Origin of the sequence: Pseudomonas sp. W5-01 (assembly GCF_046540435.1) — a bacterium.
GTDB lineage: Bacteria > Pseudomonadota > Gammaproteobacteria > Pseudomonadales > Pseudomonadaceae > Aquipseudomonas > Aquipseudomonas graminis_B.
The window spans coordinates 16949-42626 of the sequence record NZ_JAXCIP010000004.1; the positions used below are offsets into that span (position 1 = coordinate 16949).

The window sequence follows — 25678 nt, forward strand, 5'->3', positions numbered from 1 at the left end:
TAGACACATACGTACCACTTAGGGCACGCTACTAAAGACGTTGAAATAGCGATGTTATTCGATACAATCGCTGAGCAAGTCGGTTAAGTATCTGTTTCTGAGCTGACGAGCCCGAGTGCTATTAACTGCTTCGGTAGCCGCTAGGCGATAATCATCAGGAAGATCTCGCTCAAACGCTTCTAACCTATCCTTAATTTTGGGCACATTTAGGGCCTTTCCATCATCAGCAATCGCGACGAATGCAACAATTAAAGAATAAAAATTAGCCTTGTTCAGCCAATAGGATTTGCCTCGGAAAGACAGCTTTAAAAAATGTGACGCTGCATCCTCAAGGGCAGAGACTATAGAGTCTTTTTGAGGAAAATTCGAAAAATAATCGTCAAGATGTTGGATTGCCCTTTCATTTCTATTTGAAAAGCCTCCTATGATTGCTGCCATAATATTTAGAACATGCATAAGGTTGGCTTTGCGCGCAATCTCGTGCGCGTTGAAGACACCCTTCTCATTAACTAATTTCGAAAAGTTTCTGACATTTTTTGACTTTGCCCAATCAAAGAACTCGTCAGGAATATTCGGATCCTCTCGAAAATCATCATCCAGACTTCGCTCGAGTGATATGTGATTAGAAAGAAACTTCGCCACAAGCATATAATCCGAGGTTGAATACTCAGAGGCGAGTTTTTCAATTGAAGTAAGCGAGTTCGAAGTGCGATTAATCCTTTGAAAGATCTCTTGAACCTTAGGATCATCATTCTCAAGATCCAGTTCGATCACAGCAATTTCATATTTTAAAAATTCGGACTTTTGAGCTTCGGGCAAGTCATTATATTTCTGCCCATCGACATCAAGCAGATTTTCAACGTATGAAACGATCGCGTTGCTGCGTTGTTGACCATCTACAATACACGACACGGTGCTCATATTTGAGACGTCTACTTTTCCCTTAGAGATAAATATCTGAGGAAACGGAAGACCTAGTAGAATCGTCTTTATAAAATCTCTTTTGTGTACATCCCTCCAGACTAGGTTTCGCTGAAAATAAGCATCGGGAATCAACCGGCCAGTCCGGATGTCATTAACGAGATTTAACAAAGATACTGAGCGAACTCGATAATCAACCATTAGTAAATATCCTTTTCCAAGAAATTACTCACTGCAGATCTTTGTTTAGTCTCAAAAAGCGACTGAGACATATAAAGCGCTGCGTTGATAGAACGGAAAAGATCTCCATGCCTAGAGGAAAGTCGACCGAAAAAGTCGTTAATGTCAGCTCGATCGGGCCCATATGGCATAAGATCAGGACGGAAGATACCTTTTGAAAGGTAGCTCACGTAGTTAACATGCTGTGAGACGCCTTTCACCTTTCGAAACGCTGTGAGATCGCTATAATTTCTAGTCAAACTACAGACCAGTTCCATATATCTCTGGAACAGACCGGCGTCGATAATTGCAATGTCTAGATCAGACACTCCAGGTATAAAAGGCGTACCTTTATGAAAGCTGTGTCCAGTTTTAGCCGACCCGGCTACATGAATCGCCAGAATTGGAATCTTAAAATGCTCAGATATTTCGTTGAAAATGGAATATTGGCGTTCTTCGTCTTCAACAAAGGCAAAGGTTGGATAAGTGAAAAATATTTTTCGCGCAATTTCATGGTAGGGAGTATTTTTCTTGGCTCCTGCTCGGATTCCGTCCAGCAAATTCATCGACTGCTCCTCGGCCAAGAGTATCAGGCCTCAACTTCGAGTTCTTCCAATGGTGAGATGTTCAACGTGCTAGAAACGTCATCTACAGCCGCCGCGACCAGCTGTGAGACAATCGAATCGATTTTAGATGCTAGCAGTGGTGGAACCGCATTGCCTACTTGATGGTACTGCTGAGATCGATTACCTTCAAAAAAGTAGTTGTCAGGAAAGGTTTGTAATCTAGCAGCTTCACGAACACTAAGGCTCCGACATTGCGCTGGATCATAATGGATGAAGTAGTGGCCATCTTTCGATATATGGCTAGTAATTGTTCTTGACGGATTATTGGAGCATTGGACGCGAAATCTATCGCTGAACTTCCCAGACTCCCAATTTTTGTGAGCCGGGGCGAGCCCTGGGAGGTTGAACTCTCTATGCCCTTTAGGTGAGTATCCTTTATGGGCGGCAAATATCGACGCATATAAATAACGCATCAGATCAGACGCCATATGGCCACGAGCATCATGATTCAACCAACAAGTTAGGTTCCTATCTAGGAACCAGTCATCAAGAGCACCGCCATCAATGAAACCATCACCATCACTTCGTTCAACACGGAGTGATCCAACACTCAATTTTGAACTACTAAAATACCTTTGAAACTTTTTTAAAGTCTTGAGCATGTCAGACAGCTCGGGCGTACAGGCTAGACCTGCGGCGATGAGCTCAAACTGTACCATCACGACTTTCATCCATTGGCTATCACTGTCAACCTGTTTAGTTAGCCTGCTGCGAATCTTTGGTAAATGCCCTATTACCGTCTTAGTACTGACTAGCTCAGATACCCTAGGCAATTTCTCATAAGAAGGTATAGGGCGAGCAGCATCGATCGCTACCCCTAAGAGTATTACGCGATGACGCGCCTGCGGAATACCGTATTGCTCAGAGCGAATAATGTACTCACGAGGATCTATATCAAAGCTATTTTCCGCATCAAATACCTGATCACTTACAAGCGAGCATATGCGATATTTTTTACCCGCCCCTGCGACCCCAAGGGCACGATCAGGATCAGCAAGATCTTCTAAGATTTTGGAAAAAATGCTTTCGCCGTTGATCTTCGCGGACAAGATTCCCTTGACATTCTCCATCACGAAAATTGTTGGCTGCCGCTCTTGAATAATTCGCAGATAGTCACGATATAGAAAATGTCGATGATCTTCCTCAGGGGTGTAATTTGCCTTTCCCATGTTCCGCGATCTCCCTACAACGGAGTATGCTTGGCAAGGAGGTCCTCCTATCAGTACCCACGGCTTAGTCTGATCCAGCTGCTTGTCTAATATTTCGTCTAATGTGTCGTCACCTGATTTAGTACCGAGAGTAATGCAGCGAGCCTCGAGATCCGCCATTTCCCACTCGGTCATTGTCGCATCAGTCCACGGCTGGGGGGTTAAGCCATTGCAGTAGTTATAGTAATCAGCTAAGAAGCCCTCTCCTTTCTGTTTTAAAATTCTAAAAAAGGCTCTCAACTTCAAGGTTTGATGTGCAACAGGATCCATCTCAGCCGAGGCAATAATTTTGAACCGACGCCCACCTAAAAATGATGAAAAACCTTCACCCAGGCCACCTGGCCCAGCAAATAGATCTACAATTTGGATAGGTTCGGCAAGATTCATAAGACCTTCAGTAGCGATATCGTGGGACATGAGAATTCGAGATTTGATATGGATACGGTGAGCGCAGATGTTAGATCCCGAATGATGGCTGGGATAAAAGGCCAAAATACTAAGCCTGAGATAGCAGTCCGCAAGCTGCTGCATAAAAACGGGTTTCGATTCCGGCTACACTATTCAGGCCTACCAGGCAAGCCGGATATTGTCCTTCCCCGTTATAAACTGTGCATTTTCATCCATGGCTGTTTCTGGCATAGACACGAAGGGTGCAAATATACAACCTTTCCTAAAACAAAGGTTGACTTTTGGGAAAAGAAATTTTCGGATACCCAGGCAAGAGATAGGAAGAATGTAAATGCCCTAATTGAGAAGGGGTGGAGGACCTTCGAGATTTGGGAGTGCGGAACAAAAGGATCAACTCCCGACCTTGCTTGGCTACCTCTGGCAATTCGGGATATGACCATTAAAATTTTAAATTGGCCGCAGGTAAAGGATTTCAATTAGTAAAACTCGATAATGATCGCAGTGCTATAGCGAAGCTATGCACTGATTATTAGATAGATGAAAATCCCGGTGTTCCGATTCGACTAAAATATCCACCAAATCGCTCCACTAGTGAAGGTACGAACATCGGCGTAAGCGATGCGAATCTGTTGGGCAACAATATCTCAAGCGCAACATCAGCTTTCAACGCAACAATATCGTCAAATTGCACCAACCAAGGACCTTTTTTCTTAGACTCCAAGTCTCTCATAGGTAATAAAAAGTGCTGTTTCAATGAGCCGTCATGCTGCACAAGTTTCTTGATTTTATCTTTGGCACCGTTAGATCCGGATGAGTGAAGCTCGTCCCATTTTGATGATATTTCCTCACACGCCGCGATCAAGATGGTTTTTACCTTACCCTGATTTGCTAAATCGCATCTTGGGGATACTACAATCCATTCCCTATCCTCGTACACCACCAGATCGCCTGTGTCGAGACGAGGCTTCATTGGCGGTATAAAATACGTCTCTTCAGGGTGGGTAATATCACCACCGGCTGCAAGCAACGCGTCATGAACATGCGCAATCATATGCCGCGCCACGACTTCCGTTAGATCAGCTGATGTACTTGCGGTCCAGTTTTGCCATCGGGGCCAGATAGACTTATAAAATATTTTAGCCGATTCCCTGTTATAAGTGGCTTTGACAGCACGCAGTCTAATGAATACTTCGAGATTCGATTTTAACCAGTCGAAGATTTGCTCCAGCCCGTCACCCTTATCCATAATTTTGACTTGCGTGCTTTCATAACCCGACACATCCGCGTCTACACTCTGCCCCGTGTAAACCGCTACTCCCATAGGCTGTACAGATATCAGGTGATGAACTACAGAGTTGCCGTCACTATTATTGATTGCTGAACCAGGCTCACTCTGAAGACGAAGGTCCACCACAGCCGCATCGAATCTGTGAGTGGTTAGAAGTTGAATCGCAACATCAACAGTCTTTGCAAATTCATATTCGAGTACGTACCCATGCCTGACACTATCTACATTATGATATTTAATCGCATCAACCCACTCGCAAATTTTAGAATCTTCATCTTCAACTATCAGTACTTTCAGAAGTGGCACATTGCTCATTACGCTGGCGCTCGCTGCATTTCAATTACAAATGTAGTCTGTTCGGAATCGGGATCGAACGCTACATCACCTTTACTAACTCTCATAGCTTCACGAGCTATTGCCAGGCCTATGCCCGAGCCTTCGGTTTTTAATGTAAAGCTAGGACGAAAAAGCTTATCGTGGTGTATCTCATCAATTAGCGGACCACTGTTACTAATTGCGATTCTTACGTATTTTTTTGAAACTTGCAGCGTAAACTCCAAAGCCTTTTTTTCAGCTGTGCTTACACTCAGCCAATGCACAGCATTGTCAATAATATTTATCAACGCAGCCATCAAGTCTGACTCATATCCGGAAACAAGCGCTGAGTCTGAGGGGTCAGGCAATTTCAGGGAAATCCCTGCATCCGCGATCCCATCAGCGAACAGCCCTAAACATCTCTCAAGCACGTCGAGAGCTTTAAATACCTTTGGCCGACCTCGCCTTTTACCGGAAATAGGATCCAAAGATTTGAATAGCTTACTTAGCTGTCCGGAGGAGTGATGGATTGAAAATGCTTCCTTCGCGAATACATCTCTGTAATGGTCTCCGAACCCCGAATTCTCATTTAACCTTGGGGCTCCATCCGAAAGCCTCTTGGCGCGAGTTGTAATATCGGATAGAAAGCGCCGGCCATCATGAAGGATCTGAGCGACCACTAACCCAAGCGTGGATCTAGAGGAAAGTGCTTGTTGATAAGTTTCCAGCTCTGCAATGGACGTCTTTAGTGCCAGACTATCCGCCTTGATTGCACGCTCTACCTTGTTCCTGTACTGAACCGGTAAGTTGGCTGCCGCTTTAGTAGTTGCACTTAGATTCGCTTTGCTCTTAACATAATCGGTATCAGTCGCTGGTTTTCTGCTGAGCCCGGCAGATTGACGAAAATCCTGTCTAATCGTCTCTACATGAGAAAGTAGATCAGCCATCAACCGTTTTAACCTGACAAACGAACCATTGTGCTCAAGTCCTTCACGACTACTTCGCTCAATCAAACCTGAGCACCCTTCGCCCTCGATCTGCACCAGACCCCAGACTTGATTGAGGCCAAGTTTTCTAGACGGGTTTTGAACTCGCATGCGTTCTAATTCAAGCCAATCCGTTTCAGCGTCCCCATAGGGCCTTATGCGAAAGCCGCCTCTGTAAATGCCTATACCGATATTTTCATCAAGCACTCGTTTTGCATCAAGTCGCCCTATCGCACCTAGGCCTAGTTTTTCAAACAGTGCTACTACCGCCTCTCCTTCTCTATCATAGACATTCAATCTCACCGATACTGGACCGCAAGTTTCTTCTTCAGAGCTAAGTGCAGTAGCCGATATAGTCAAAGAATGCTGCTTACCATCTCCGCGCTGGTTTACGAAATACCCGGAGAAAGCACCTTGGGCGTCAAACTCGCCTTTCACCATATAGTGAAATATTTTATTGATCGCGAAGGGACGGATTTCAGTTGGATCTTTTTCCTCGTCTCCATCGACAGGCTCGAGCTGCCCACTGACAATCGCCTGGCCATCGAAACCGTGTGTTTCTTTATTAAAGCCCGAGAGGTCAAGATATATTTTGAAGTCATCTTCCCTATAGCTAACCGGAGATGCCAACCTTCGTAGCTCTCGCACTAATAACTCAAGTTGCTTTTTCGTCCACTTATCTCTCAACTCGAAGATATCTAACTGTACACCGCAAGACTCTGAACCTTTAGAAAGTCTCGTCTCGATGTCAACGTTGACTTCATCTAAGTATTCGGCCTCATCGAATCGATCCCAGTCAACATATATCGAGCTCACTTCCTTCTCAACCCCGACCATGCTAACCGTCGTAAGTTTGAGTTTCCCACCTAGTCGGGCGGTTGCAAATCGCCCGACACCTTTGGCGCCAAGCATCGTTCTACCGTAAACCGGACTTAAGCGCCTATGCACCTTGTCACTCGTGGCAGGCTCAAACCATTTGCCAGTAGATCTGCGGCACTCATCCCGTGCCCCGAGTCGCGCACATGAATTGACGCACCCTTCGAACCGTCACGACTTGAAGGCAAAATGCGGATATGCACCGACGGTGAGTCAGCGTCAAAAGCGTTTTTAACTAATTCGATGAGTGCTGCTTCGGGACCGCTTATTAGCTGATCACCAATCGTCCTCACAATACGAGCTCGGGGCCTAAGCTTCGGCATTACGTTTCCTTGAAAAGCCGCGCTCCGAGTTTTTTGGATTGGATCCACGGAGCTTCACAGGCGACAATGTACATGAATTGCCACTATCACAAAATATGGCCCCGTCTTTTTTCACTCGGTGGAAGGGGATCAGGCTGCAGCCTCCCGCTTGAGCCTCATCCGTGTAAGCTACCGCCCGCTTCTGCCCAGCAAACTTTAAGCCCTTACAGTTACCCCTCTTGCGGATTACTGGAGCCGAGAAGATATGCGCCAGAGCTCAGATTTCAGCTCCAGCGTTGCGCCGATTAGTCGACCCTCCCCTCACATAACATTTTCGCTAACAAATAGTTACCCGGGTTTCATTTGCCACCGCCGGTCATCGTTCCTAAAGTGGCTTCACCCCATCGGACCCGCCCAGCGCAGGGACGATGGAAACCCATACCCAAGCCGGAGAACTTCAAACGCCTGATCAGCTTTTAGCATTTTGTTTCTGTCGTTCGCTGCGTCGTTGCTCCCGACGTGGTGCCTCCAAGCTCCAAACTTCAGCCGCTCCCCAGCGGCTTTTTTTTGCTCAGGATTTGCTGAACCCGACCCGCTATCTGCGCCGTTTCAGCGACCGGCCGAGCATGCAGCCGACCGCAACCGCCGACATGCAAAACATCACCCAGCAATCGCGCAACCTCCATCATGCCCCCCGCCTCCATCCCCTGCCGGGTAATAAATTGCGTACCCAACCGCAAAGCCTGATGCCCGGCCCGGGATGGATGAACACAAGTCCCAATCAGAATCCCCTGCGCCTGCAACGCGTGCATCACAGCGCGCGGATCAGCATCCAGTGACAGCGGCAGCAGCAATTGATGGGTGTGCACCTCGCCGTCATTAGCCCCTATGACAGGCAAACCCGCATCGACCAACGCGCGATGCAGCGCCGCGCTGTTGCTGACGATACTGGCGGCATATTCCCGGCCAGTGGCCTGGGCCTCGGTAAGGGTGACCGCCAGGGACGGCAGTCGGCCGGCGTCGTAGTTCGCGAGCAGGCGGGTGTCGAGCAGGTTGTGCAGCGCCGGTGCATCGTCCGGGTCGCGCCCGAGCACCAAACCTTGGGGCCGGCCGGGCAGGGTTTTGTAGGTGGAGCTGCTGATGAGGTCGACGCCGGCATCAAAGGGGTTGGGGTACGTGCCGCCGGCAATCAGGCCGAGCACGTGGGAGGCGTCGAACAGGGTTTTGGCGCCGACCGCTCGGGCCGCGCTGACCACCGAGGCGATGTCGTCGGCCTTGATCATGACGCTGCGCCCTAGCACCACGAGCCTGGGGCGGATTTGGGTGATCATTTCCGCCGCGCGCGCTGCGTCGAGCTGGCAGTTGCGGCGGTCGAATGGCAGGTCTTCAACCACCAGACCTGCCAATTCTGCGGTGCCGCCCCGGCGCTGGCTCAGGTGCCCGCCGTGCTCGGCTGCGGGTGCCAGCACTTTGTCGCCCGGTCGGCAGTAGGCGTGGAAGATGGCCATGTTGGCCAGGGTGCAGCTGGCCAGGCGGACTTCGGCCCATGCCGCACCGAACAGGGTCATGGCCGCCTGGCGGGTGAAGGTTTCAAGCTCACTGACCAGCTCGGTGTCGGGCTGTTCTTTGTGGCCGGTGGGGCCCATCGCCGGGTAGGCGCTGAGCGCAGGGTTGTACGCGGCGATGGCGCGGGCGCTGGGGAGGTTGGCGCCGGCATAGAGCATCAGCCGCTGGGTTTCCAGTTGCGGCAATCGGTCGGCACAAGCGGCCAGCAATGCATCGAGATCACGGGGCATGGTCGGCAGCTCCCTTAATGACGCATCAACGACGAATGGAATCCGGGTGCTCGGACTCGTCCCTGACCAGCAGCATCAGGGCGTCGCGTTTTTCCAGCAGGTGGTGGCGCAGGATGCTGCTCAGGCGCTTGCCGTCCCGGGCTTGCAGGGCCTCGATCATTTCTTCGTGGTCGTGCAGGGCGCGGTCCCATTTCGGGGCTTGATGATTGGAGAGAAAGCGTAATGCGTGGATGCGCCGGTTCAGCGAGAGGTAGACCTGCCGCAGCGCCGAGTTGCGCGCGGCCAGGTTGATCAGGTCGTGGATGGCGCGGTTGCGCTGGTAGTAACCCGGCAGGTCGTTCTGGTTTTTGCTGACCACCATGGCGTAGTGCAGCGCTTTGATGTCTTCGATTTCCTGGGCGGTGATGCGCTCACAGGCCAGCTCCCCGGCGAAGGCTTCGATGCCGCTCATCAGTTCGAAGGTTTCGCGAATCTCCAGCTCGGACATGCGCGCAACGCTGGCGCCACGGTTGGGGTTGATTTCGATCAGCCCTTCCACGGCAAGCACTTTTAACGCTTCGCGCAACGGCGTGCGGGAGATGCCGAGGGTTTCGCACAGCTCGCGCTCGTTGAGCTTGGTGCCCGGGGCGAGCACGCCTTCGGTGATAAAGCCGCGCAGGTGATCGATGACGATGTCATGGAGGCGCTGGCGTTCGACCTTGGGAATGAGACGGGGCGCCGGTTGGTCGGATAGTTCGTCAAAATTTTGCATACAAAATCCTTATCGGACCCGCTCTGGCATCGAGTCCTTATTCGAAAATGCTCCAGTTCGCTGGGAAGATTAGCGTAATTAGGCCGTTTGACACAGCATCGCCCTGTGCTAGGTTAATTTTGAATTCAAAATACAAAACTATAAAAAACCAGGAGTCACCGATGCTGAAGCTCGATTTCCACCCTGCCGGTCGCCACTTCCTTCAGATTCCGGGGCCTAGTCCGGTTCCGGATCGCATCCTTCGCGCGATGAGTTACCCCACTATTGACCACCGCGGCCCGGAGTTCGGCGAGCTGGGGCTCAAGGTGCTGGAAGGCATCAAGCAGATCTTCAAAACCGTGCATCCGGTAGTGATTTATCCGGCGTCGGGCACCGGGGCCTGGGAAGCGGCGTTGTGCAACACACTGAGTTCGGGTGACGAAGTGTTGATGTTCGAGACCGGCCATTTCGCCACTCTCTGGCAGAAGATGGCGTTGAGTCTGGGCCTCAAGCCGCAGTTCATCGGTCGGCCCGGTATTGAAGGCTGGCGCGGTGGCGTCGATGCGCAAATGATCGAAGACCACCTGCGGGCTGACGGCGGGCATCGCATCAAGGCGGTCTGCGTCGTGCACAACGAGACCAGCACCGGCGTGACGTCGGACATCGCTTCCGTGCGCAAGGCCATTGATGCAGCGGGCCACCCTGCCCTGCTGCTGGTCGACACCATCTCCGGCCTGGCCTCCGCCGACTATCGTCATGACGAATGGGGCGTGGACGTGACTGTCTCCGGCTCGCAGAAGGGCCTCATGTTGCCGCCTGGCATCAGCTTCAACGCCCTGTCGCCGAAAGCCATCGAAGCCAGCAAAAGCGCCGGCTTGCCACGCAGTTTCTGGGCGTGGGACGAGATCATTGAGATGAACAAGACCGGTTACTGGCCCTACACGCCGAACACCAACTTGCTGTACGGCTTGTCCGAGGCGCTGGACATGATCCTCGGCGAAGGCCTGGACAACGTGTTCATCCGTCACAACCGCTTGGCGAAGGCCTGCCGCACCGCCGTAACGGCCTGGGGCCTGGAAATCCAGTGCGCCGACCCGAGCGTTTACAGCCCCGTGCTCACCGGTGTGATGACGCCCGAAGGCATCGACGCCGACCAGGTGCGCAAGACCATTTACGAGCGCTTCGACATGTCCCTGGGTACCGGCCTGGGCAAGATGAAAGGCCGCATGTTCCGCATCGGTCACTTGGGCGACTGTAACGATCTGATGCTGATGGCCACCCTGACCGGCTGCGAAATGGGCCTGCAGATGGCCGGCGTAAAGCTTCAGTCCAGCGGCGTGCTGGCCGCCATGGATTACCTGGGAGGGCAATCGGTGCCGCTGCTACGCGACTAATGCCACACCCCGCTGCGGCACCCCCGCAGCGTTTTTGACACATCTCACTATCCCGAATCATCGCGTTGTCAGCGAACACAATAAGAAACTGGAGATAGCACATGAAGTTTTTACGTCTGCGCCCCACCACGGTGGTGCTGTTCATGCTGTGCGCCATGTATTTCATTACGTACCTGGACCGCGTCAATGTCAGCACCGCCGCGGTCGGTTTCGGTAAAGAATTCAACCTGAGCAAAACCGAGATCGGCATCGTCTTTTCGGCCTTCGCGTACCCCTACCTGATCTTTCAAATCATCGGCGGCTGGGTCAGCGACCGATTCGGCGCCAAGCGCACGCTGGTGGTGTGCGGGCTGATCTGGGCCAGCGCCACGGTGCTGACCGGGCTGGCCGGCGGCTTCGTTTCGCTGATTGTCGCGCGGATACTCCTCGGCCTCGGTGAAGGCGCCACGTTCCCTGCAGCCACGGCGGCAATGTCCCGCTGGATCCCCAAGGAAAAGCGCGGCTTCGCCCAAGGCATCACCCACGCCTTCGCCCGTCTCGGTAACGCGCTGGCGCCGGCAGCGATGATCGCGGTGATGGCCACCTACGGCTGGCGTGAATCATTTTATGTCTGCGCGGCCACCAGCTTTGTCTGGGTCATCTTGTGGATGGCGGTGTTCACCGAGCACCCGAAAGACCACCCGCGCATCTCGAAACAGGAACTGGACACCCTGCCACCGCCGAAAGTGAAATCCACCGTCGTGCTGCCATGGGGTCGCCTGTTCAAGCGCATGGCCCCGGTCACGATCGTGTATTTCTGCTACGGCTGGACGCTGTGGCTGCTGCTCAGCTGGGTGCCGATGTACTTCATGAACATGGGGCTGGATTTGAAGGGCACGGCGATTTTCGCGTCGACGGTGTTCTTCGGCGGCGTGGTCGGCGACACCCTGGGCGGCATCGTCAGCGACCGTATTTATGCGCGGACCAAGGACCTGAACAAGGCGCGCAGCCTCATGGTTGCCGTGTGCCTGGGGCTGACGCTGCTGTCGCTGGTGCCGTTGATGTTCACCAAGGACATGCACATTTCCCTGGCCTGCCTGGCGATCGGGTTTTTCTTCTCCGAGATGACCATCGGCCCGATGTGGGCGATTCCGATGGACATCGCGCCGGACCATTGCGGCACCGCCAGCGGCATGATGAACACCGGATCGGCCATGGCCGCCATCGTCAGCCCGGTGGCCGCCGGTCTGTTGATCGACAAGTTTGGCAACTGGCAGCTGCCGTTTCTGGTCAGCATTGTTCTGCTGGCGATTGGTGTCGTGCTGTCATTCCGCATGAAGCCGCAGAACAAGTTTGAATACGGACAGCCGGCTGCGCCGCTGACGCCGGGCGCGGAACCTTCTCCGGTGGTCAGTAAATAAAGCGACACCGGGAGCTGCCTTCGGGCGGTGCTTGACCCATAAAGCTTCAGCCCGGCACCTGCAATCGAGCCACTTCAATGGAGAACGCTTTTGGACACTGACACCCAACCTTCGCGCCTGGCGCAGCTGATCGTCGATGCGCAGAACAAGCATGACCTGTTGGGCGAGCTGGATTTCGAACTGAACCCGTCCGACCGCGACGCGGCGTACCTCACGCAGCAGAAAATCCTGCGCTTGCGTGGGGTTGAAGCGGGCGGCTGGAAGATCGGTTCGAAGTCCACGGACGGGCCGATTCAGGGCTCGCCCCTGCCCCGCGACTGCCTGTTCCCGTCGACCGGCACACTGGACCGCAGCGTCTATCCACCGGTGGGTCTGGAGCTGGAAATCGCCTTCCGCTTCAACCGCGACTTCAGCCCACGGGATGAGGCGTACAGCGACGAGGAGGTCATGGCCGGCATCGGCGAAATGGCAGCGTCCGTCGAGGTGGTTTCCAGCCGGTTTGCGGCGTGGCCCAAGATCGAGCCGCTGACGCAACTGGCCGATCTGCTTAACCACGGCGCCCTCGTGGTGAGTGATTTCGTACCCTACGACGGGTCGTTTCCCTTTGTTGCACCGACGCTGACCTTCACGGTGAATGGCGAGAGCATCGTGCCGTCAAAAGTCGGCAATCCGGCAGGCGACCCGCGCCGGCTGTTGCCGTGGCTGGTCAACCATCACACCCTCAATGGACTGCCGTTGTCCAAGGACCTGGTGATCACGACGGGTTCATACACCGGCATGCACTTCGCCCAGGGCATGGCTGAGGTGTTGGGGCAGATCGAAGGGTTACCGCCGGTTTCATTGACGCTGGCCTGACGCTTTACCTCGCTGCCATAAAAAAACCCGCCGAGCTGGCGGGTTCTTTTTGTATGCGACGGTTTTAGTCAGGGCGGCGAACGTACGAGCGGTAAACGGGCTGCCAGAAGTCCTTCTCGATGGCCGCTGACAGTTCATCTTCCGATTGCGGTGGCGCCACACTGTCGCGCTGGGCCGCCATGCCAACGGCAAAGGCGATGCGTTTGCTGACGGCCTGAACATCCCGCAGCGGCGGCAACATCTGCCCTGCCGCTGCGCACTCAGCCAGCGCCTGGGCCGACGCCATCAGCATGCCGTCGGTGACGCGGGTGGCCTTGCTGGCGATGGCGCCGAGGCCGATACCGGGGAAGATGTAGGAGTTATTGCACTGCGCGATGGGGAAGGTTTTGCCCAGCACCTCAATGGGTAAAAACGGACTGCCCGTGGCCACCAACGCCTGCCCGTCGGTCCATTGCAGGATGTCCTTGGGGTGCGCTTCGATCTGCGAGGTCGGGTTGGACAGCGGCATGATGATCGGCTGCGGGCAATGGCTGTGCATGGTCTCGACGATCTGCTGGGTGAACAGTCCGGCCTTGCCCGACACGCCGATCAGCACGGTAGGTTTGGCGTTGCTGACCACCTCAAGCAGCGATGGCCAGTGGGCGCTGAACGCCCAGTCGTTGAGGGAATCGCTGGAGTGGGCCAGGCGCTGTTGGAAATCGTAGAGGCCCGGCTGGCGATCGGTCAGCAGCCCTTTGCTGTTCAGCAGATACACCTGACTGCGCGCCTGGGCTTCGGACAAGCCTTCGAGCTGCATGGCCGCGATGATCTGCTCGGCGATCCCACAACCCGCGGATCCGGCGCCGACAAAGGCGACGGTCTGATCGGACAAGCGCTGGCCCTTCATCTTGCAGGCGGCCAGCAAGGTACCGACGGTGACGGCGGCAGTGCCTTGGATGTCATCGTTGAAGCAGCAGAGTTGATCGCGGAAGCGCGCGAGCAACGGCATTGCATTGGTCAGCGCGAAGTCTTCGAACTGCAGAATGGCTTCCGGCCAACGGCGCTGCACGCCCTCGACGAATGCCTGCACGAACGCATCATATTCAGCGCCGCGAACACGCTCCTGGCCACGGCCGAAGTACAGCGGATCCGCCAGCAGCGTCGGGTTGTTGGTGCCGACGTCGAGTACCACCGGCAGGGTGTAGGCCGGGCTGATGCCACCGCACGCCGTGTACAACGACAACTTGCCGATGGGAATGCCCATGCCGCCGACGCCCTGATCGCCGAGGCCGAGAATGCGCTCGCAGTCGCTGACGACGATGACTTTGACGTTGTCTTTGGTGACGTTGTTGAGGATTTCGTCGATGCGGTCCTTGTCGGCGATGCTGATGAACAGGCCGCGATGGCTGCGGTAGATGCGGGAAAATTCCTGGCAGACCTTTCCCACGGTGGGGGTGTAGATGATCGGTAGCATCTCGTCGAGGTGGTCGTCGACGACGCGGTAGAAAAGTGTTTCGTTGGAGTCCTGGATCGAGCGCAGGAGGATGTGTTTGTCCAGGTCGGTCGCGCAGGCTTGGTACTGGTGATAGGCGCGGCTCGCCTGTTGTTCGATGGTTTCGACGCGTTCGGGGAGCAGGCCTTGCAGGGCCAGGGCTTCACGCTCGTCGAGGCTGAAGGCGGTGCCTTTGTTCAGCAGTGGAGTGCCCAACAACGTGGGACCGGCGAAAGGGACTTGCAAGGTGCGATCAGTGGCATGGGTCATGTCTGTCTCCTGTGCTTATTGTATTTTGAATTCAATGTACACCTTTGGCACGGAAAGCCAACCGTGGAGGGCGCTCACAATTCTTCGGACCTGCATATGGCCTGATAGGACCGCGATCATCGAGTGGGACCGGCTTTAGCCGGGAAGGCGTCGGGCGTCACGCTGCAAATCTTGTGTTGTCCATACCGGCCTCTGCCCGGCTGAAGCCGGTCCTACAGATACACTGCGATCATCCCGTAGGACTGGCATTAGCGAGTCCCGCTGACACCATCGCCCACATGACTATCAACCTGCCATCACCCTCAGGCAAAATGCCGGATCTTTGTAGGAATCATCCCCAGGAGTGGTCGGAATGCGCTTGTTCAGTTTAAGAACCCTGCTGGTCTGCACCGCTGTAGCCTCATGCCTGGGCATGGTCGGCGCGCAGGCGGCGTCCAAAACCAAACCCGCGCCGAAACCTTCTGGGCAAAAAGTCGCGATGCTCGGCGGCAAATTCGCCTTCACCCTGCCGAAGGACTATGTCAAAGGCCCGATGGAAGAGATCGATGCCAAGGCCAGGGCCGCGGGCGTGACCGGCTCGCTGTACATGAACAAGCCGGCCAAGCGCGTAGTGATCATCACCGAAGCGCCGTTGCCCAATGACCAGAAGGTCGGCGCCAACGACAAGCCAACCCTCGACGGCATCATCGCCGACACGCTGCAACAGCAGCAGTCCAGCTACAAGGACTTCAAGAAGCTGGGCGAGAAGAAGATCGTACGAAAAGGCCTCGGCATGCGTCAGCTTGATATCTCAGGCAGCGTAGACGGCGGCCGGGTGTTGAGCACGACGATTACGGCGGCCTACGGTAAACGCACGGCAATGGTCAACGTCATCTCCCTGGCGAAGGATGCCAAGGCCCACGCCGACGTGGTGAAGGGCGTGACCGGCGGGAAATGAGGAGTGCTGCTTTTTGGGCAGCGATTGCAGCCGAAAAAGCAGCGATTCCAGCGCCCCGTCGTCAGACGCGGGTAAACAACAACAGAGGCTGAGTTACTCGGGCAGCGTCAGTTCGCTCCCGCCCGGATGCGCCTTGATGACGCTGTAAGGCAAGACCGACCATTCCGGACCTTCACACGCGCGCGCAACACGTGCGAAAGACGGACCGAAAACGATGCCTTTTTCAGTGAAATACCACGACGGAAATTCCCAGACCGACGGGTCGGTGTAGTCGCAGTCGTCTTCGGTAGCAGGCTTCACCATGTCTGCAGGATGCGCCGCTTTCAACTGGTCAACGAGCCAAGGGGCGAAGGCTTTGCTGCGGTAGTCGGAATACGTGTCGAAACTCGTGCCACCTTCTTCATCACGTTCGTAGTGAAACGGCGCGCCCTTGCCGACCCACAGCACGTCTTCCAGCGTTAAGGCGTTACCCGTGCGGGCATCGAGATTCAGCGGCGAGTCGCTGAAGTCCGGGTGCGCGCCGCCGCAATCGTAATCGGTGAAGACGCTCAGGCTCACGATGCCGGGCGCAAGCAAGCGCGGCGTGACCGTCTGGGCAAAGTCGCCGCCGTTGCGACTCGCATTGAGCATGCACTGGTGGTAGCTGACAACCTCCTGCCACAAGCGCGAGCGCAGTTGCTGATTAATAGCGACGGCCTGCTCCGGCGAGTAACCCGAAGTGATTTCAAACATCGAGACGCCCGATTCCGGCTCGACCCACCACTGCAGCGAATGGCCCATAAACGTAGCTGTTTTATCCGACTTGAGCGGCAGGTGCGTGAGCCGCAGGTAGTCGTAAGCCGACTGCTTGTAGATGTCCTGCCAACCCGATTCGGCGGAAGCATCTGGCGCGGTGATAGCGCGTTCGGCCAGTTGCACCTTGTAGGACTTGCCCTTGCTGCTCCAGTCCCCGGTCCAGCTCGCGTCCGGATTTTTATGAAGGACCAGCTTCGGCAACCCGGCCTCATCGTCGTAGCTCAGGCCTTCGGTCAGCGTCAGATCATTCCCTTTTGAGGTGCCGGACAGCGGCAGATCCTTGTGGTACTTCTCGTAGAAATAGCGACCCGTCACGTCTTCCGGGCTGGTGAGATCCAGCTCGACGACGATGGGCGATTTTCCCAGGGTGCCTGTCAGCACATGGACCGCATTCTCGGCGTGCAGCGTGAATGGCGCGACCAGCGCGGCGAGGCAGGTGATACGCAAAACGGAGAGAGAAACAGGCATCAGACGTCCCTTGTGATGATGCTAACGAGTGGGGCCAGTAATCTCCCGAATCGCGGAGCGTCTGGCAAGGGCCAGCCTTGATTTCTCAAAGCCTGACGGCGCCCTCACCGCCTGCCTTCAACTGCCATCCGCACCGCGAACCCGAACAACACCGTGCCCATCAGCCAGCGCTGCACCGCCGCCCAACCGGGCTTCTGGGTCAGAAACACGGCGATGGAGCCCGCCGCCATAGCAACCATGGCGTTGACGCTCAGGCTGACCACAATCTGCGCGCTGCCCAGGATCAGCGACTGGCTGAGCACGCCAGTGCCGTCGCCGACGGTGATGAATTGCGGCAGCAGCGACAGGTAAAGCACCGCCACCTTGGGATTGAACAAGTTGGTCATCAGGCCCATCAGGAACAACTGCCGGTTGCTGTCCTGGGGCAAATCCTTCACTTGAAACGGCGAGCGACCGCCCGGTTTCACGGCCTGCCAGGCGAGGTACAGCAAATACACGGCACCGGCCATGCGCAGCGTGTCGTAGGCATAAGGAACTGCCATCACCAACCCGGTGATGCCGAACGCCGCGCACAGCATGTAGAAGATAAAGCCAACCGCCACGCCGCCGAGGGAGATCAGTCCCGCCTTGCGTCCTTGTGAGATGGATCGCGAAATGACGTAAATCATGTTCGGCCCTGGTGTCAGCACCATGCCGAGGGCGATCAGGGAAAAAGCGATGAGGTTTGAGAGTTCGGGCATCAGAGGCTCCTGCCGGCGTGATCGAATGCATCCGGGCCGTGCCGAATGGCAGGTATATTTCAGCCAACCTCCGTAGAACCGTCTATACACAGATGGCCGGAAAACACGCCATGACAGACGGCGCCCGTCACTTATCCCAACGGCACCTGCGCCCGCGCACCCTCCGACGGCGCGGGCGTAAATTATTTGTCCAATAGTGGCTAAATGCTCTTCCCAGTACCGCCGTCGGCGGGGGACACTCGGAGCGTTGGTCGTGACCGATGTGGCTGTCGGGATGCTGCGTTATTACCCAGTAGAGCGCTATGAACACTCCGGTCCAAAAAGGTCTCTCCTACGCCAGACGCATGTACTTGCCGCGCAGCATCGGCCTGGGCATTGGATTCTTCGCGGTGGCTGCAGCGCTGTACCCTTCTCACCCACCGACCTGGGTGTGGATCGCCATGATCGCCCACGGTTATGGCTGGCCGCACATGGCTTTTCTGCTCGCCAAGCGTTCACCTCAGCCTTATGCCGCCGAGCGCCGCAACCTGATCTACGACTCGCTGGGCGGCGGTTTCTGGGCGGGCGCCATGGGGATCAGCCCGCTGCCCACCGTGACGGTGCTGTCGATGATGGCGATGAATAACATCGCGGCCGGTGGTTTACGGCTGTTTATGTTGGGTTCGCTGGCGCAAATCGCGGGCGCCCTGGTGTCGTACAAGATTTTCCTGCCGGCGCTGTTCCCCCACGTCTCTCAGCTGCAGCTATTCGCCTGCCTGCCCATGCTGGTGATCTACCCGATGGCCATCGGGCTGGTCTGTTATCAGGTCGCGGTGCAACTCTCGAAGAGCAAGAAGGCGCTGGAAAAACTCAGCGCCACCGACAGCCTTACAGGGCTCATGAACCACGGCGCGTGGAAGGATCGACTGACGCTGGAGTTCGAGAAATGCCAGAAGCTCAACCGCCAGCACAGCGTGGCGCTGATTGACATCGACCATTTCAAGACCATCAACGACACCTACGGCCACATCACCGGCGACAACGTGCTCAAGCAACTGAGCAACGCGCTGTCCGCCAGCCTGCGACAGACCGATATGGCAGGCCGTTACGGCGGCGACGAGTTCTGCGTCATCTTCCCCGACACCACCCTGGCCCAGGCCACCGAAATACTCGAACGCCTGCGGCGTACGGTTCATGACCACGCCCACTCGGCCCTCCCCGATCTCAAGCTGAGCCTGAGCATCGGCGTCGCGGCCTACGGCGCGCACCAGACCGACGCCGCCATGTGGCTGCACGAAGCCGACATGGCGCTGTATGACGCAAAAAGCGCCGGGCGCAATCGTGTCACTCCGGCGCAGCCATCCAGCGACGTGCGCGCGCGAGGGTGCGGCGTTGGGGTGAATTCAGCGCTTCGTGCGCATCAACGTTTCGAACAACGTAGGGACATCCGTTTCCTTCAGGTAGGCGCCGATGATCTCTCGAAGGGAGCGTAAAGGCTCCCTATTAAAAGGGGCCGTTTCATCCGCTGATTCAAGCGCGGCGCGACTATCAGGCGTCGTACCTTTCAGGAAGGGTAGGCCGGTAGAAAGATCGTATGTTTGCGCTGAAACGTTCTTGATCCAGTTCTTGTGATCAAGAGAAAAGTGATCAAACTGCCGGCCGAAGTCGGGTACAACGTCCCCTTTTTCCGAGAACTTGTTGACGATCTGCTCCAGGAAACCAAAGTTCAGACTACTCATCGGGCTGTAATCGACATCCAGTGCAAAACGCAGAAAGTCACGGTCTACGACTGTCGTACTGAGAGCACTTCCATTCAATATCCGATGGGCCGTCTTGGCGCTTTCCTCATTGAAGGAATAAGACACCTCGTGCCCTTCAGTATCAAACCGTTTGAGAGGCCGCTGCGGGATGATTTCGCATCCATTGTCCGATTTCCGGTAATAAGCAATGGACCAAGCCAGATCGTCCACGTAGGCAAGGTCGGCGCCTTTTACATTTGCGAATTCATAAACCGCAGAGAGTAGATTCCGATCTTCGGGTAACAGGAACAGTGTGGGGAATAACGTCGATAAGTTAGGATCGTATGCCACTGTGGTGGGCTCAACCGCATGCCCTTCGAAGAGCCGCGACATCATCAGCCCCCTTCCGCTGAGAGTGACAGGCGACTCGGGGGTTTGCTGCACTTCATGAAGCGAGGCGCCCACAACCCTCTTGATCTCGGGTTGGGTGATCGTCATCAAAGAGGTGGACTGAACATTGGTATTTTCTGGAATTGAAATGCTCATCACACATACTCTGCTTGAGGCCGTCTTCGCCTAGGTGAGGACGGCCTGAGTTTTACTCAGTTACCTATTTTTGCGTTAATCCGGGACCAGGTGCCCGGAAATCATGGAAGCATTTCTGCCGAGTTGTGAATCTGGTTGAGCAGTTCTTTAGGTGTGACTGTTTCAAATATCGCAACAAGGCTGTCGCCCAACATAAGCGGCCCATACAACCCTTCTTCCCGATCCAGATGCGTTTGCTGCACCTCGCGGTAGGCCTCGGGGTAGATGCTTTTTTCGATCGGCAGCAGGCGGTCGTAATGTTCCAGCAAACCGTGGAAGACGATGCGCCGTTCGGTGACGCCGCGAGTGGTGGCGATCAGTTTGATGAAGAAATCCGAGTCGCTCTGGCGCATCGCTTCGTACGCGGCGTAACGCTCCGCCAGGGTGTACGCGCCGGTCTCGTCGAACACCACGCAACACAGGTCCTGACGCGAACGTGAGCCAAAGGGGTTGTTGGCCGCGCGCCGGCGATTGCTCTGCGCCAGCGCGAACGCTACCGCCCGTTCAGCTTCGTTCATCCGCTCCGCGCTGCCCAGGCTGGAAAGATCATCCAGCGCGGGGGCCTGACGCCCCAGTCGTTCGACCTCCGCGCTGAAGGTGGCAAAGACGCCGTGGGGCCCGAGCCATTGCTTGTGCAGCTCGCTCAACTCGTCTCGGGACAGTTGGCTTTGCTCATCGACCAATTGCTGAAACGCGCTTGACGCGTCCACATTAAAGTCTGCATCGATGCACGGTTGCTTCAAGGGCTCAGACGTTGCGATTTGAAGGGTCATCGATTTCATCCTTATTATTGATCGTTATTGTGGGTGCATCATCGCGAACACTTCGTGGGAAGACATCGAAGTGCCGAAAACAGGGTCATCACTCAAAAGACCACTTATTACGACGCCAGCGTCATCGCGGCAACGTAAAGGCCGAAGACAGCTTTAAAAGTTCAGTGATTAAATCGGGTTAATTATGCACTTACCGCTCGACGGAACAATCCGTCAGATGTAGGGGTGGTGCCAGTTTTTTCTTGCGCGCTGCCGAAACGTGCAGAGCGATGAGCTGCGCCCGATTGCTGACTTCGTTCTTCCTGAGCAAGGCCGACACATGGTCGCGGGCCGTGTAATCACTGATCCCCAGCCGCTGGGCGATCGCTTTGTTGGTGTGCCCCTGAAGCACCAGCTGAAGGACTTCCTGCTCTCTGGGGGTGGTTTTTTTCAATGGTCTACGTTTGCGTTGTTCTTCTATCATTGGCCCTCAACAGTCTCCGCGACGTGCCGACCCTGGCGGTAACTCAGCCATGGCCGTAATAGTGTTCTTATTGATTTTTAAATCTCTAACGGTTAGAGAATGTGCACAGTCAAGCCCGATTAATAACCGAACAATGATAAGTAAAGTTTCCTACAAATATTGGCGAAACATCCCCACTGAACCAGCAGACAATTGATCCACGCACGACCCAATGCAGAGCCATGTGGTTATATAACAGCGGGTGAGTTGTATAGACGGGGGACAATAAACGCTGCAAATGATAATTACAATCATCTGTTACAAATCAGCGGATCAATCTCGTTTGAAATGGCACGGATTTGAAATCCGCACCCTCATGTCGACAAGGGGCGCCATTGCGACGCCCGCTGCCCTGTCAGTTTCCAGCCTGTACCACCCGCGGATCATCGACCTGCATGCCCTTGCGCAGGCCAAAGAACATGGCCGTCACCAGACCGACCGCACCCATGATCACGCAGTAGCCGACGCACACCCACGGGCTCCATGGCATCAAGGCGATCAGCGCCAGCGGCGTGGTGCTTGCCCACAGGGCGTAGCTGATGTTGTAGGTCAATGAGATGCCGGAGACGCGAATGTTCGCCGGAAACAGTCCGACCATGACCGAAGGCACGACGCCGACAATGCCGCAGGCCAGGCCGGCCACCGCGTAAGCGAGGCTCAATGGCAGCCAGTGACTGACCAGACTCGCGTAGAGCACGCCGACGCCCACGGGCAGCAACAGGCTGTAAAGCACCACCCCGCGCCAGGCGCCGATTCGGTCGACCAGCATGCCGGCCAGCACGCAGCCGATATTGAGAAAGACGATACCCACGCTGCTGAGGGCGAACGTGTCGCTGGGGGCCATGCCGAAACGCTGCTGCATCACCGTAGGCGTGATGACCACCAGCGTCACGACGGCGGACGTCAGCACGCAGGTCAGTAACGCAGCCGGCAGCAGAGATTGCCGATGTTGACGCAGGACGGCGCGCAGCGGCAGCTCAGTCATGCCCTCGCGCTGGGCGTGCATCGCCATGAACACCGGGGTTTCGCTGAGCCAGCGGCGCAGCCACACGCCGATAACGCCGAAGACCCCGCCCAGCAGAAACGGGATGCGCCAAGCGTAATCGAGAATTTCCGCGTGGCTGAAGACCTTCGCCAGCCAGGTCGCCGTCAGTGCACCGATGAGGTAGCCGAAGGTCAGCCCGGCCTGCAAAACGCCCAACGCATAACCGCGATGGCCCTTCGGTGCGTGCTCGGCGACGAACACCCAGGCGCTTGGCACTTCGCCGCCCACGGCTGCGCCCTGAAGGATGCGCAGCGCCAGCAGGATCAACGGGGCCCAGTAGCCGATGTCGGCATAGGTCGGCATCACACCGATCAGCAGACACGGCAGCGCCATCATCAGGATACTGAGGCTGAACACCCGCTTGCGACCCAGTTTGTCGGCGAAGTGCGCCATCAGAATCCCGCCCAGCGGGCGCGCCAGGTAGCCGGTGACAAAGATGCCGAAGCTTTGCAGCAGGCGCAGCCACTCGGGCATTTCCGGCGGAAAGAACAGCTGACTGAGCGTCAGCGCGAAAAATACGAAAATGATGAAATCGTAGATTTCCAGCGCCCCGCCCAGTGCCGCCAGACCCAGGGTTTTGTAGTCTCCCCGGCTGATGGGTTGTGGCCGTGGTCGAAGAATGGCTGTCATGAAAGACCCCAAATCACAGGTTGAAACGCACGCGGGTGCGACAAAGGCGCGCAGGATAACAAAGCTGACGGCCTGCGGGCGGATCGCTGACGGCTGACGCGTTTCAGCAGCTGATTTAAAAATTCACCGTCGCCGACACCCGCGCCGTACGCGGTGCGCCGAGGAACAGGTAATCGTCCCCCAGGTATTCGCCCGCGTCGCGCCAGTAGCGCTTGTCGAAGAGGTTATCCACGGTCAGGCGCAAGACCGTGTCGTAGCCCTCGATTTTCGTGCTGTAGCGACTGCCCGCGTTGAACACTGCGTAGTCATCGACTTTCACCGAGCCTTCGCGGTTGGCGTATTTGCTGGCGCTGTATTGCACGCCGCCAAGCAACGCCAGCCCCTGAATCGGCAGTGCGTAATCGGCTGACAGGCTGCCGCGGAATTTGGGCAAGTTGATTGCCTGATGATCTTCGTAAGCCGCGGTGCCGCTGTCTTCAACCCGCGCGCGAATGGCCGCGACGCTGGCCGACATCTGCAACTGCGAGGTCACGTAACCATTGGCGCTCAGCTCGAGGCCGGTGTTTTTCTGCTGGCCCTGCTGGACGAAGGTCAGGCTGCCGTCGTCGCTGGGTTTCGAATACTGATACGCCTGGCGGGTCTGGAATACGGCAGCGGTGAAGCTCATGCGGCGCCAGTCGTATTTGACCCCGGCTTCCAGTTGACGTGAGATCGTCGGCGCGAGGATTTCCCCGACATTGCTGTCGAACACCGATGCCGTGCCGCCCAGAGAAAGCCCTTTGCTGTAGCTCGTGTACAGCGAAACGTTGTCGATCGGCTTGTAGATGAGCGCAGCCTGCGGCAGAAAGATCGAGCGCTCGGTATGACGGTTGTCGCTGCCGTCCTCGTTGTAGGCCTTTTCATCGAGCTTCACCTCACGCCCGCCGATGACCGTCTGCCAATGCTCGTTGAAACGGATGCGGTCGGTGGCGAAGAGCCCGTACTGGCGGCTGTCCAGGCGCCGTTCGGTGTGGCCCACGGACAGGTCCGACGGTGCGAAGGTGTCCGGCGTCTTGTGGATGTTGCCGGAGCCGACGTATTCGCTGAAATACGGCCGGGTGTCGACCGTGCGGCGGAACGCGGTGCTGCCGAAGGTCAGCTCATGCTTGAGCCAGCCGGTGTCGAACAGGCCGGTCATGGACGCTTCGACTTCATCGTTGCGTCGCGTGTCGTCCGGGCTGCGGAAATCGTAGATGTCGTACCCTCCGCTGGGCGTGAAGTGCCCGGTCAACGGCTCGGCAGGGCAGTCGCTCTGGTAATAGCAGCCGTAGGCGAAAGCGCTGTAATCGTCGATGACCACGCGGCTGCGTGAAGCGCTGAGGCTGGCTTTCCAGTCGTCGCTGAGGCGGTATTCGTAGCGGCCGTTCATGTTCAGCGAGTCGATGCCCACCGGGTTCGAGCCGCTTTGATAGCCCAGCAGTTTGCGCGGCGAAGCGTCGTGGGGCAGCGCGGTGCCGCCCAGCAGTTGGTAGCCCGGCACCGAGCGCTGTTCTTTGGTCTGGTATTCGACGTCGAGCTGCAGGGTGGATTGGTCGTTGATGTTCCAGTCAAATGCGAGGGAGGCGAAATCCCGCTGACCATTGGCGTGCTCGACGTAGGAGCGGATGTCCTCGTGGGCAACGTTGGCGCGCAGGCCGAATTGCTTCTCGCTGCCGAACCAGCCGCCGACGTCCGTGGCGATGTAGCGCTCGCCGTGCTCGTTGGTCGAGACCGTCACCGAGCGCACGTCTTCCGGGCGTTTGGTCTGGTAATTGATCACGCCCGCCGGCTCCGACACGCCGCTCTGCAGGCCCGAGAGCCCCTTGAGCAGCTCGACCTGTTCCTTGTTTTCCAGCGCCACGTTCTGCTCGCCGGTGATGCTCCGCCCGTTGATGCGGTAGCTGTTGGCCGCGTTGAGCGAGAAACCGCGCACGACGAAATTCTCGTAATAGCCCACCGGCGCATAGCTGTCGCCCACCGACGCGTCGTTGCGCAGGACATCGCTGAGCAGCTTGGCCTGCTGGTCCTTCAGCCGCTCGGCGGTGAACACCGAAATCGACGCCGGCGTGTCGCGCAGCGGCGCTTCACTGAAACCGCCAACCGACGCGCCACTCGCCTGATAAATCGACTCCTGCTCCCCCGTCACGCGCAGTGCATCCAGGGTCACCGGCTCGGCTTCTTGGGCCGCCAGCCATGGCGAAGCGAAAGCGATACTCAACGGCAACAGCCGACGGGTGAAGCCGGCAGCGGGACGGGACGAGGTGATCATCGGCGAGTGAATTCCTGGTGATAGGCAGTCGGGCAGCAAGAAATGCAGGCCAGTTCGGCGGCGCCTCTTTTACGTTCTGCGCGGAACTTTTACAACCGGGATTGGTGTGGAATTCGGTGTGCAGGTGACTTTT

22 protein-coding genes are annotated in these 25678 nt (G+C 56.1%); 6 read left to right on the forward strand and 16 right to left on the reverse strand.

All coding sequences use genetic code 11. From position 1 onward, the window contains the following. Positions 1-54: 54 nt before the first annotated feature. Genes SLW75_RS13595 through SLW75_RS13605 form a run of 3 tightly spaced genes read right to left on the reverse strand, consistent with a single transcriptional unit; the run spans position 55 to position 3391 of the window. Positions 55-1122, reverse strand: a complete 1068-nt coding sequence (locus SLW75_RS13595) for a DUF262 domain-containing protein (protein WP_410934695.1) — start codon at positions 1120-1122, stop codon at positions 55-57. Beyond that, positions 1122-1706 (reverse strand): hypothetical protein, encoded by a 585-nt coding sequence (locus SLW75_RS13600; protein ID WP_410934696.1) that lies wholly within the window; start codon positions 1704-1706, stop codon positions 1122-1124. The genes SLW75_RS13595 and SLW75_RS13600 overlap by 1 nt, the downstream gene beginning before the upstream one ends. A gap of 23 nt (positions 1707-1729) precedes the next feature. Next, positions 1730-3391, reverse strand: a complete 1662-nt coding sequence (locus tag SLW75_RS13605; RefSeq protein WP_410934697.1) for a DNA cytosine methyltransferase — start codon at positions 3389-3391, stop codon at positions 1730-1732. A gap of 54 nt (positions 3392-3445) precedes the next feature. Between SLW75_RS13605 and SLW75_RS13610 the strand changes: the two genes are divergently transcribed. Beyond that, complete coding sequence (locus tag SLW75_RS13610) at positions 3446-3862, forward strand: very short patch repair endonuclease (protein WP_410934956.1); 417 nt, start codon at positions 3446-3448, stop codon at positions 3860-3862. A gap of 49 nt (positions 3863-3911) precedes the next feature. On the opposite strand, the gene SLW75_RS13615 is transcribed toward SLW75_RS13610, so the two are convergent. The 5 genes from SLW75_RS13615 to SLW75_RS13635 form a co-directional block, all read right to left on the reverse strand. Next, complete coding sequence (locus SLW75_RS13615) at positions 3912-4985, reverse strand: histidine kinase (RefSeq protein ID WP_410934698.1); 1074 nt, start codon at positions 4983-4985, stop codon at positions 3912-3914. Next, positions 4985-6883 (reverse strand): ATP-binding protein, encoded by a 1899-nt coding sequence (locus tag SLW75_RS13620; RefSeq protein WP_410934699.1) that lies wholly within the window; start codon positions 6881-6883, stop codon positions 4985-4987. The genes SLW75_RS13615 and SLW75_RS13620 overlap by 1 nt, the downstream gene beginning before the upstream one ends. Before the next feature lie 20 nt (positions 6884-6903). Continuing rightward, on the reverse strand, positions 6904-7170 hold the full coding sequence (locus tag SLW75_RS13625; RefSeq protein WP_410934700.1) for an ATP-binding protein: 267 nt from the start codon (positions 7168-7170) through the stop codon (positions 6904-6906). 521 nt (positions 7171-7691) lie between these two features. Then, complete coding sequence (locus SLW75_RS13630; protein WP_410934701.1) at positions 7692-8945, reverse strand: glycine hydroxymethyltransferase; 1254 nt, start codon at positions 8943-8945, stop codon at positions 7692-7694. A gap of 25 nt (positions 8946-8970) precedes the next feature. Further along, on the reverse strand, positions 8971-9696 hold the full coding sequence (locus SLW75_RS13635) for a GntR family transcriptional regulator (RefSeq protein ID WP_065992768.1): 726 nt from the start codon (positions 9694-9696) through the stop codon (positions 8971-8973). Positions 9697-9857: 161 nt separating this feature from the next. On the opposite strand from SLW75_RS13635, the gene SLW75_RS13640 reads away from it, so the two are divergent. From SLW75_RS13640 to SLW75_RS13650, 3 genes are all read left to right on the forward strand, one after another. Then, positions 9858-11069: a pyridoxal-phosphate-dependent aminotransferase family protein gene (locus SLW75_RS13640; protein ID WP_410934702.1), complete on the forward strand. Its 1212-nt coding sequence runs from the start codon at positions 9858-9860 to the stop codon at positions 11067-11069. 101 nt (positions 11070-11170) lie between these two features. Beyond that, positions 11171-12469: an MFS transporter gene (locus SLW75_RS13645; protein ID WP_192133954.1), complete on the forward strand. Its 1299-nt coding sequence runs from the start codon at positions 11171-11173 to the stop codon at positions 12467-12469. A 90-nt stretch (positions 12470-12559) separates the two neighbouring features. Then, positions 12560-13324 carry a 2-keto-4-pentenoate hydratase gene (locus tag SLW75_RS13650; RefSeq protein WP_410934703.1) on the forward strand — a complete coding sequence of 255 codons (765 nt, stop codon included), beginning with the start codon at positions 12560-12562 and terminating at the stop codon, positions 13322-13324. Between the two features lie 64 nt (positions 13325-13388). Here the strand turns inward: SLW75_RS13650 and SLW75_RS13655 are convergent, their stop codons facing one another. Next, on the reverse strand, positions 13389-15065 hold the full coding sequence (locus SLW75_RS13655; RefSeq protein ID WP_410934704.1) for an NAD-dependent malic enzyme: 1677 nt from the start codon (positions 15063-15065) through the stop codon (positions 13389-13391). A 352-nt stretch (positions 15066-15417) separates the two neighbouring features. On the opposite strand from SLW75_RS13655, the gene SLW75_RS13660 reads away from it, so the two are divergent. Beyond that, the gene (locus tag SLW75_RS13660) at positions 15418-16002 is read left to right on the forward strand and encodes a polyribonucleotide nucleotidyltransferase (RefSeq protein WP_410934705.1); all 585 of its coding nucleotides are present in this window, start codon (positions 15418-15420) and stop codon (positions 16000-16002) included. A 93-nt stretch (positions 16003-16095) separates the two neighbouring features. Here SLW75_RS13660 and SLW75_RS13665 read toward each other — a convergent pair whose 3' ends face one another. Continuing rightward, positions 16096-17265: an RsiV family protein gene (locus SLW75_RS13665; protein ID WP_410934706.1), complete on the reverse strand. Its 1170-nt coding sequence runs from the start codon at positions 17263-17265 to the stop codon at positions 16096-16098. Between the two features lie 104 nt (positions 17266-17369). Further along, a complete protein-coding gene (locus tag SLW75_RS13670) occupies positions 17370-18005 on the reverse strand; it encodes a LysE family translocator (protein WP_410934707.1) in 636 nt (211 codons plus the stop codon). A 302-nt stretch (positions 18006-18307) separates the two neighbouring features. Between SLW75_RS13670 and SLW75_RS13675 the strand changes: the two genes are divergently transcribed. Next, entirely contained in the window at positions 18308-19477 is a 1170-nt protein-coding gene (locus SLW75_RS13675) for a diguanylate cyclase (RefSeq protein ID WP_410934708.1), read from the forward strand. On the opposite strand, the gene SLW75_RS13680 is transcribed toward SLW75_RS13675, so the two are convergent. From SLW75_RS13680 to SLW75_RS13700, 5 genes are all read right to left on the reverse strand, one after another. Then, complete coding sequence (locus tag SLW75_RS13680) at positions 19388-20269, reverse strand: hypothetical protein (RefSeq protein ID WP_192133966.1); 882 nt, start codon at positions 20267-20269, stop codon at positions 19388-19390. The genes SLW75_RS13675 and SLW75_RS13680 overlap by 90 nt on opposite strands. Before the next feature lie 101 nt (positions 20270-20370). Beyond that, complete coding sequence (locus tag SLW75_RS13685) at positions 20371-21081, reverse strand: hypothetical protein (RefSeq protein ID WP_410934709.1); 711 nt, start codon at positions 21079-21081, stop codon at positions 20371-20373. Between the two features lie 190 nt (positions 21082-21271). Continuing rightward, on the reverse strand, positions 21272-21544 hold the full coding sequence (locus SLW75_RS13690) for a LuxR C-terminal-related transcriptional regulator (RefSeq protein ID WP_065992746.1): 273 nt from the start codon (positions 21542-21544) through the stop codon (positions 21272-21274). A 394-nt stretch (positions 21545-21938) separates the two neighbouring features. Beyond that, positions 21939-23258: an MFS transporter gene (locus SLW75_RS13695; RefSeq protein ID WP_192133970.1), complete on the reverse strand. Its 1320-nt coding sequence runs from the start codon at positions 23256-23258 to the stop codon at positions 21939-21941. Positions 23259-23373: 115 nt separating this feature from the next. Continuing rightward, positions 23374-25545, reverse strand: a complete 2172-nt coding sequence (locus SLW75_RS13700; protein ID WP_410934710.1) for a TonB-dependent siderophore receptor — start codon at positions 25543-25545, stop codon at positions 23374-23376. Positions 25546-25678 lie beyond the last annotated feature (133 nt).

Excerpts from the sequence above, each read along its gene's own strand:
- SLW75_RS13595 (WP_410934695.1), bottom strand. The coding sequence starts at position 1,122 with ATGGTTGATTATCGAGTTCGCTCAGTATCTTTGTTAAATCTCGTTAAT.
- SLW75_RS13600 (WP_410934696.1), bottom strand. The coding sequence starts at position 1,706 with ATGAATTTGCTGGACGGAATCCGAGCAGGAGCCAAGAAAAATACTCCC.
- SLW75_RS13605 (WP_410934697.1), bottom strand. The coding sequence starts at position 3,391 with ATGTCCCACGATATCGCTACTGAAGGTCTTATGAATCTTGCCGAACCT.
- SLW75_RS13610 (WP_410934956.1), top strand. The coding sequence starts at position 3,446 with ATGGCTGGGATAAAAGGCCAAAATACTAAGCCTGAGATAGCAGTCCGC.
- SLW75_RS13615 (WP_410934698.1), bottom strand. The coding sequence starts at position 4,985 with ATGAGCAATGTGCCACTTCTGAAAGTACTGATAGTTGAAGATGAAGAT.
- SLW75_RS13620 (WP_410934699.1), bottom strand. The coding sequence starts at position 6,883 with ATGCTTGGCGCCAAAGGTGTCGGGCGATTTGCAACCGCCCGACTAGGT.
- SLW75_RS13625 (WP_410934700.1), bottom strand. The coding sequence starts at position 7,170 with ATGCCGAAGCTTAGGCCCCGAGCTCGTATTGTGAGGACGATTGGTGAT.
- SLW75_RS13630 (WP_410934701.1), bottom strand. The coding sequence starts at position 8,945 with ATGCCCCGTGATCTCGATGCATTGCTGGCCGCTTGTGCCGACCGATTG.
- SLW75_RS13635 (WP_065992768.1), bottom strand. The coding sequence starts at position 9,696 with ATGCAAAATTTTGACGAACTATCCGACCAACCGGCGCCCCGTCTCATT.
- SLW75_RS13640 (WP_410934702.1), top strand. The coding sequence starts at position 9,858 with ATGCTGAAGCTCGATTTCCACCCTGCCGGTCGCCACTTCCTTCAGATT.
- SLW75_RS13645 (WP_192133954.1), top strand. The coding sequence starts at position 11,171 with ATGAAGTTTTTACGTCTGCGCCCCACCACGGTGGTGCTGTTCATGCTG.
- SLW75_RS13655 (WP_410934704.1), bottom strand. The coding sequence starts at position 15,065 with ATGACCCATGCCACTGATCGCACCTTGCAAGTCCCTTTCGCCGGTCCC.
- SLW75_RS13660 (WP_410934705.1), top strand. The coding sequence starts at position 15,418 with ATGCGCTTGTTCAGTTTAAGAACCCTGCTGGTCTGCACCGCTGTAGCC.
- SLW75_RS13665 (WP_410934706.1), bottom strand. The coding sequence starts at position 17,265 with ATGCCTGTTTCTCTCTCCGTTTTGCGTATCACCTGCCTCGCCGCGCTG.
- SLW75_RS13670 (WP_410934707.1), bottom strand. The coding sequence starts at position 18,005 with ATGCCCGAACTCTCAAACCTCATCGCTTTTTCCCTGATCGCCCTCGGC.
- SLW75_RS13675 (WP_410934708.1), top strand. The coding sequence starts at position 18,308 with ATGAACACTCCGGTCCAAAAAGGTCTCTCCTACGCCAGACGCATGTAC.
- SLW75_RS13680 (WP_192133966.1), bottom strand. The coding sequence starts at position 20,269 with ATGAGCATTTCAATTCCAGAAAATACCAATGTTCAGTCCACCTCTTTG.
- SLW75_RS13685 (WP_410934709.1), bottom strand. The coding sequence starts at position 21,081 with ATGACCCTTCAAATCGCAACGTCTGAGCCCTTGAAGCAACCGTGCATC.
- SLW75_RS13690 (WP_065992746.1), bottom strand. The coding sequence starts at position 21,544 with ATGATAGAAGAACAACGCAAACGTAGACCATTGAAAAAAACCACCCCC.
- SLW75_RS13695 (WP_192133970.1), bottom strand. The coding sequence starts at position 23,258 with ATGACAGCCATTCTTCGACCACGGCCACAACCCATCAGCCGGGGAGAC.
- SLW75_RS13700 (WP_410934710.1), bottom strand. The coding sequence starts at position 25,545 with ATGATCACCTCGTCCCGTCCCGCTGCCGGCTTCACCCGTCGGCTGTTG.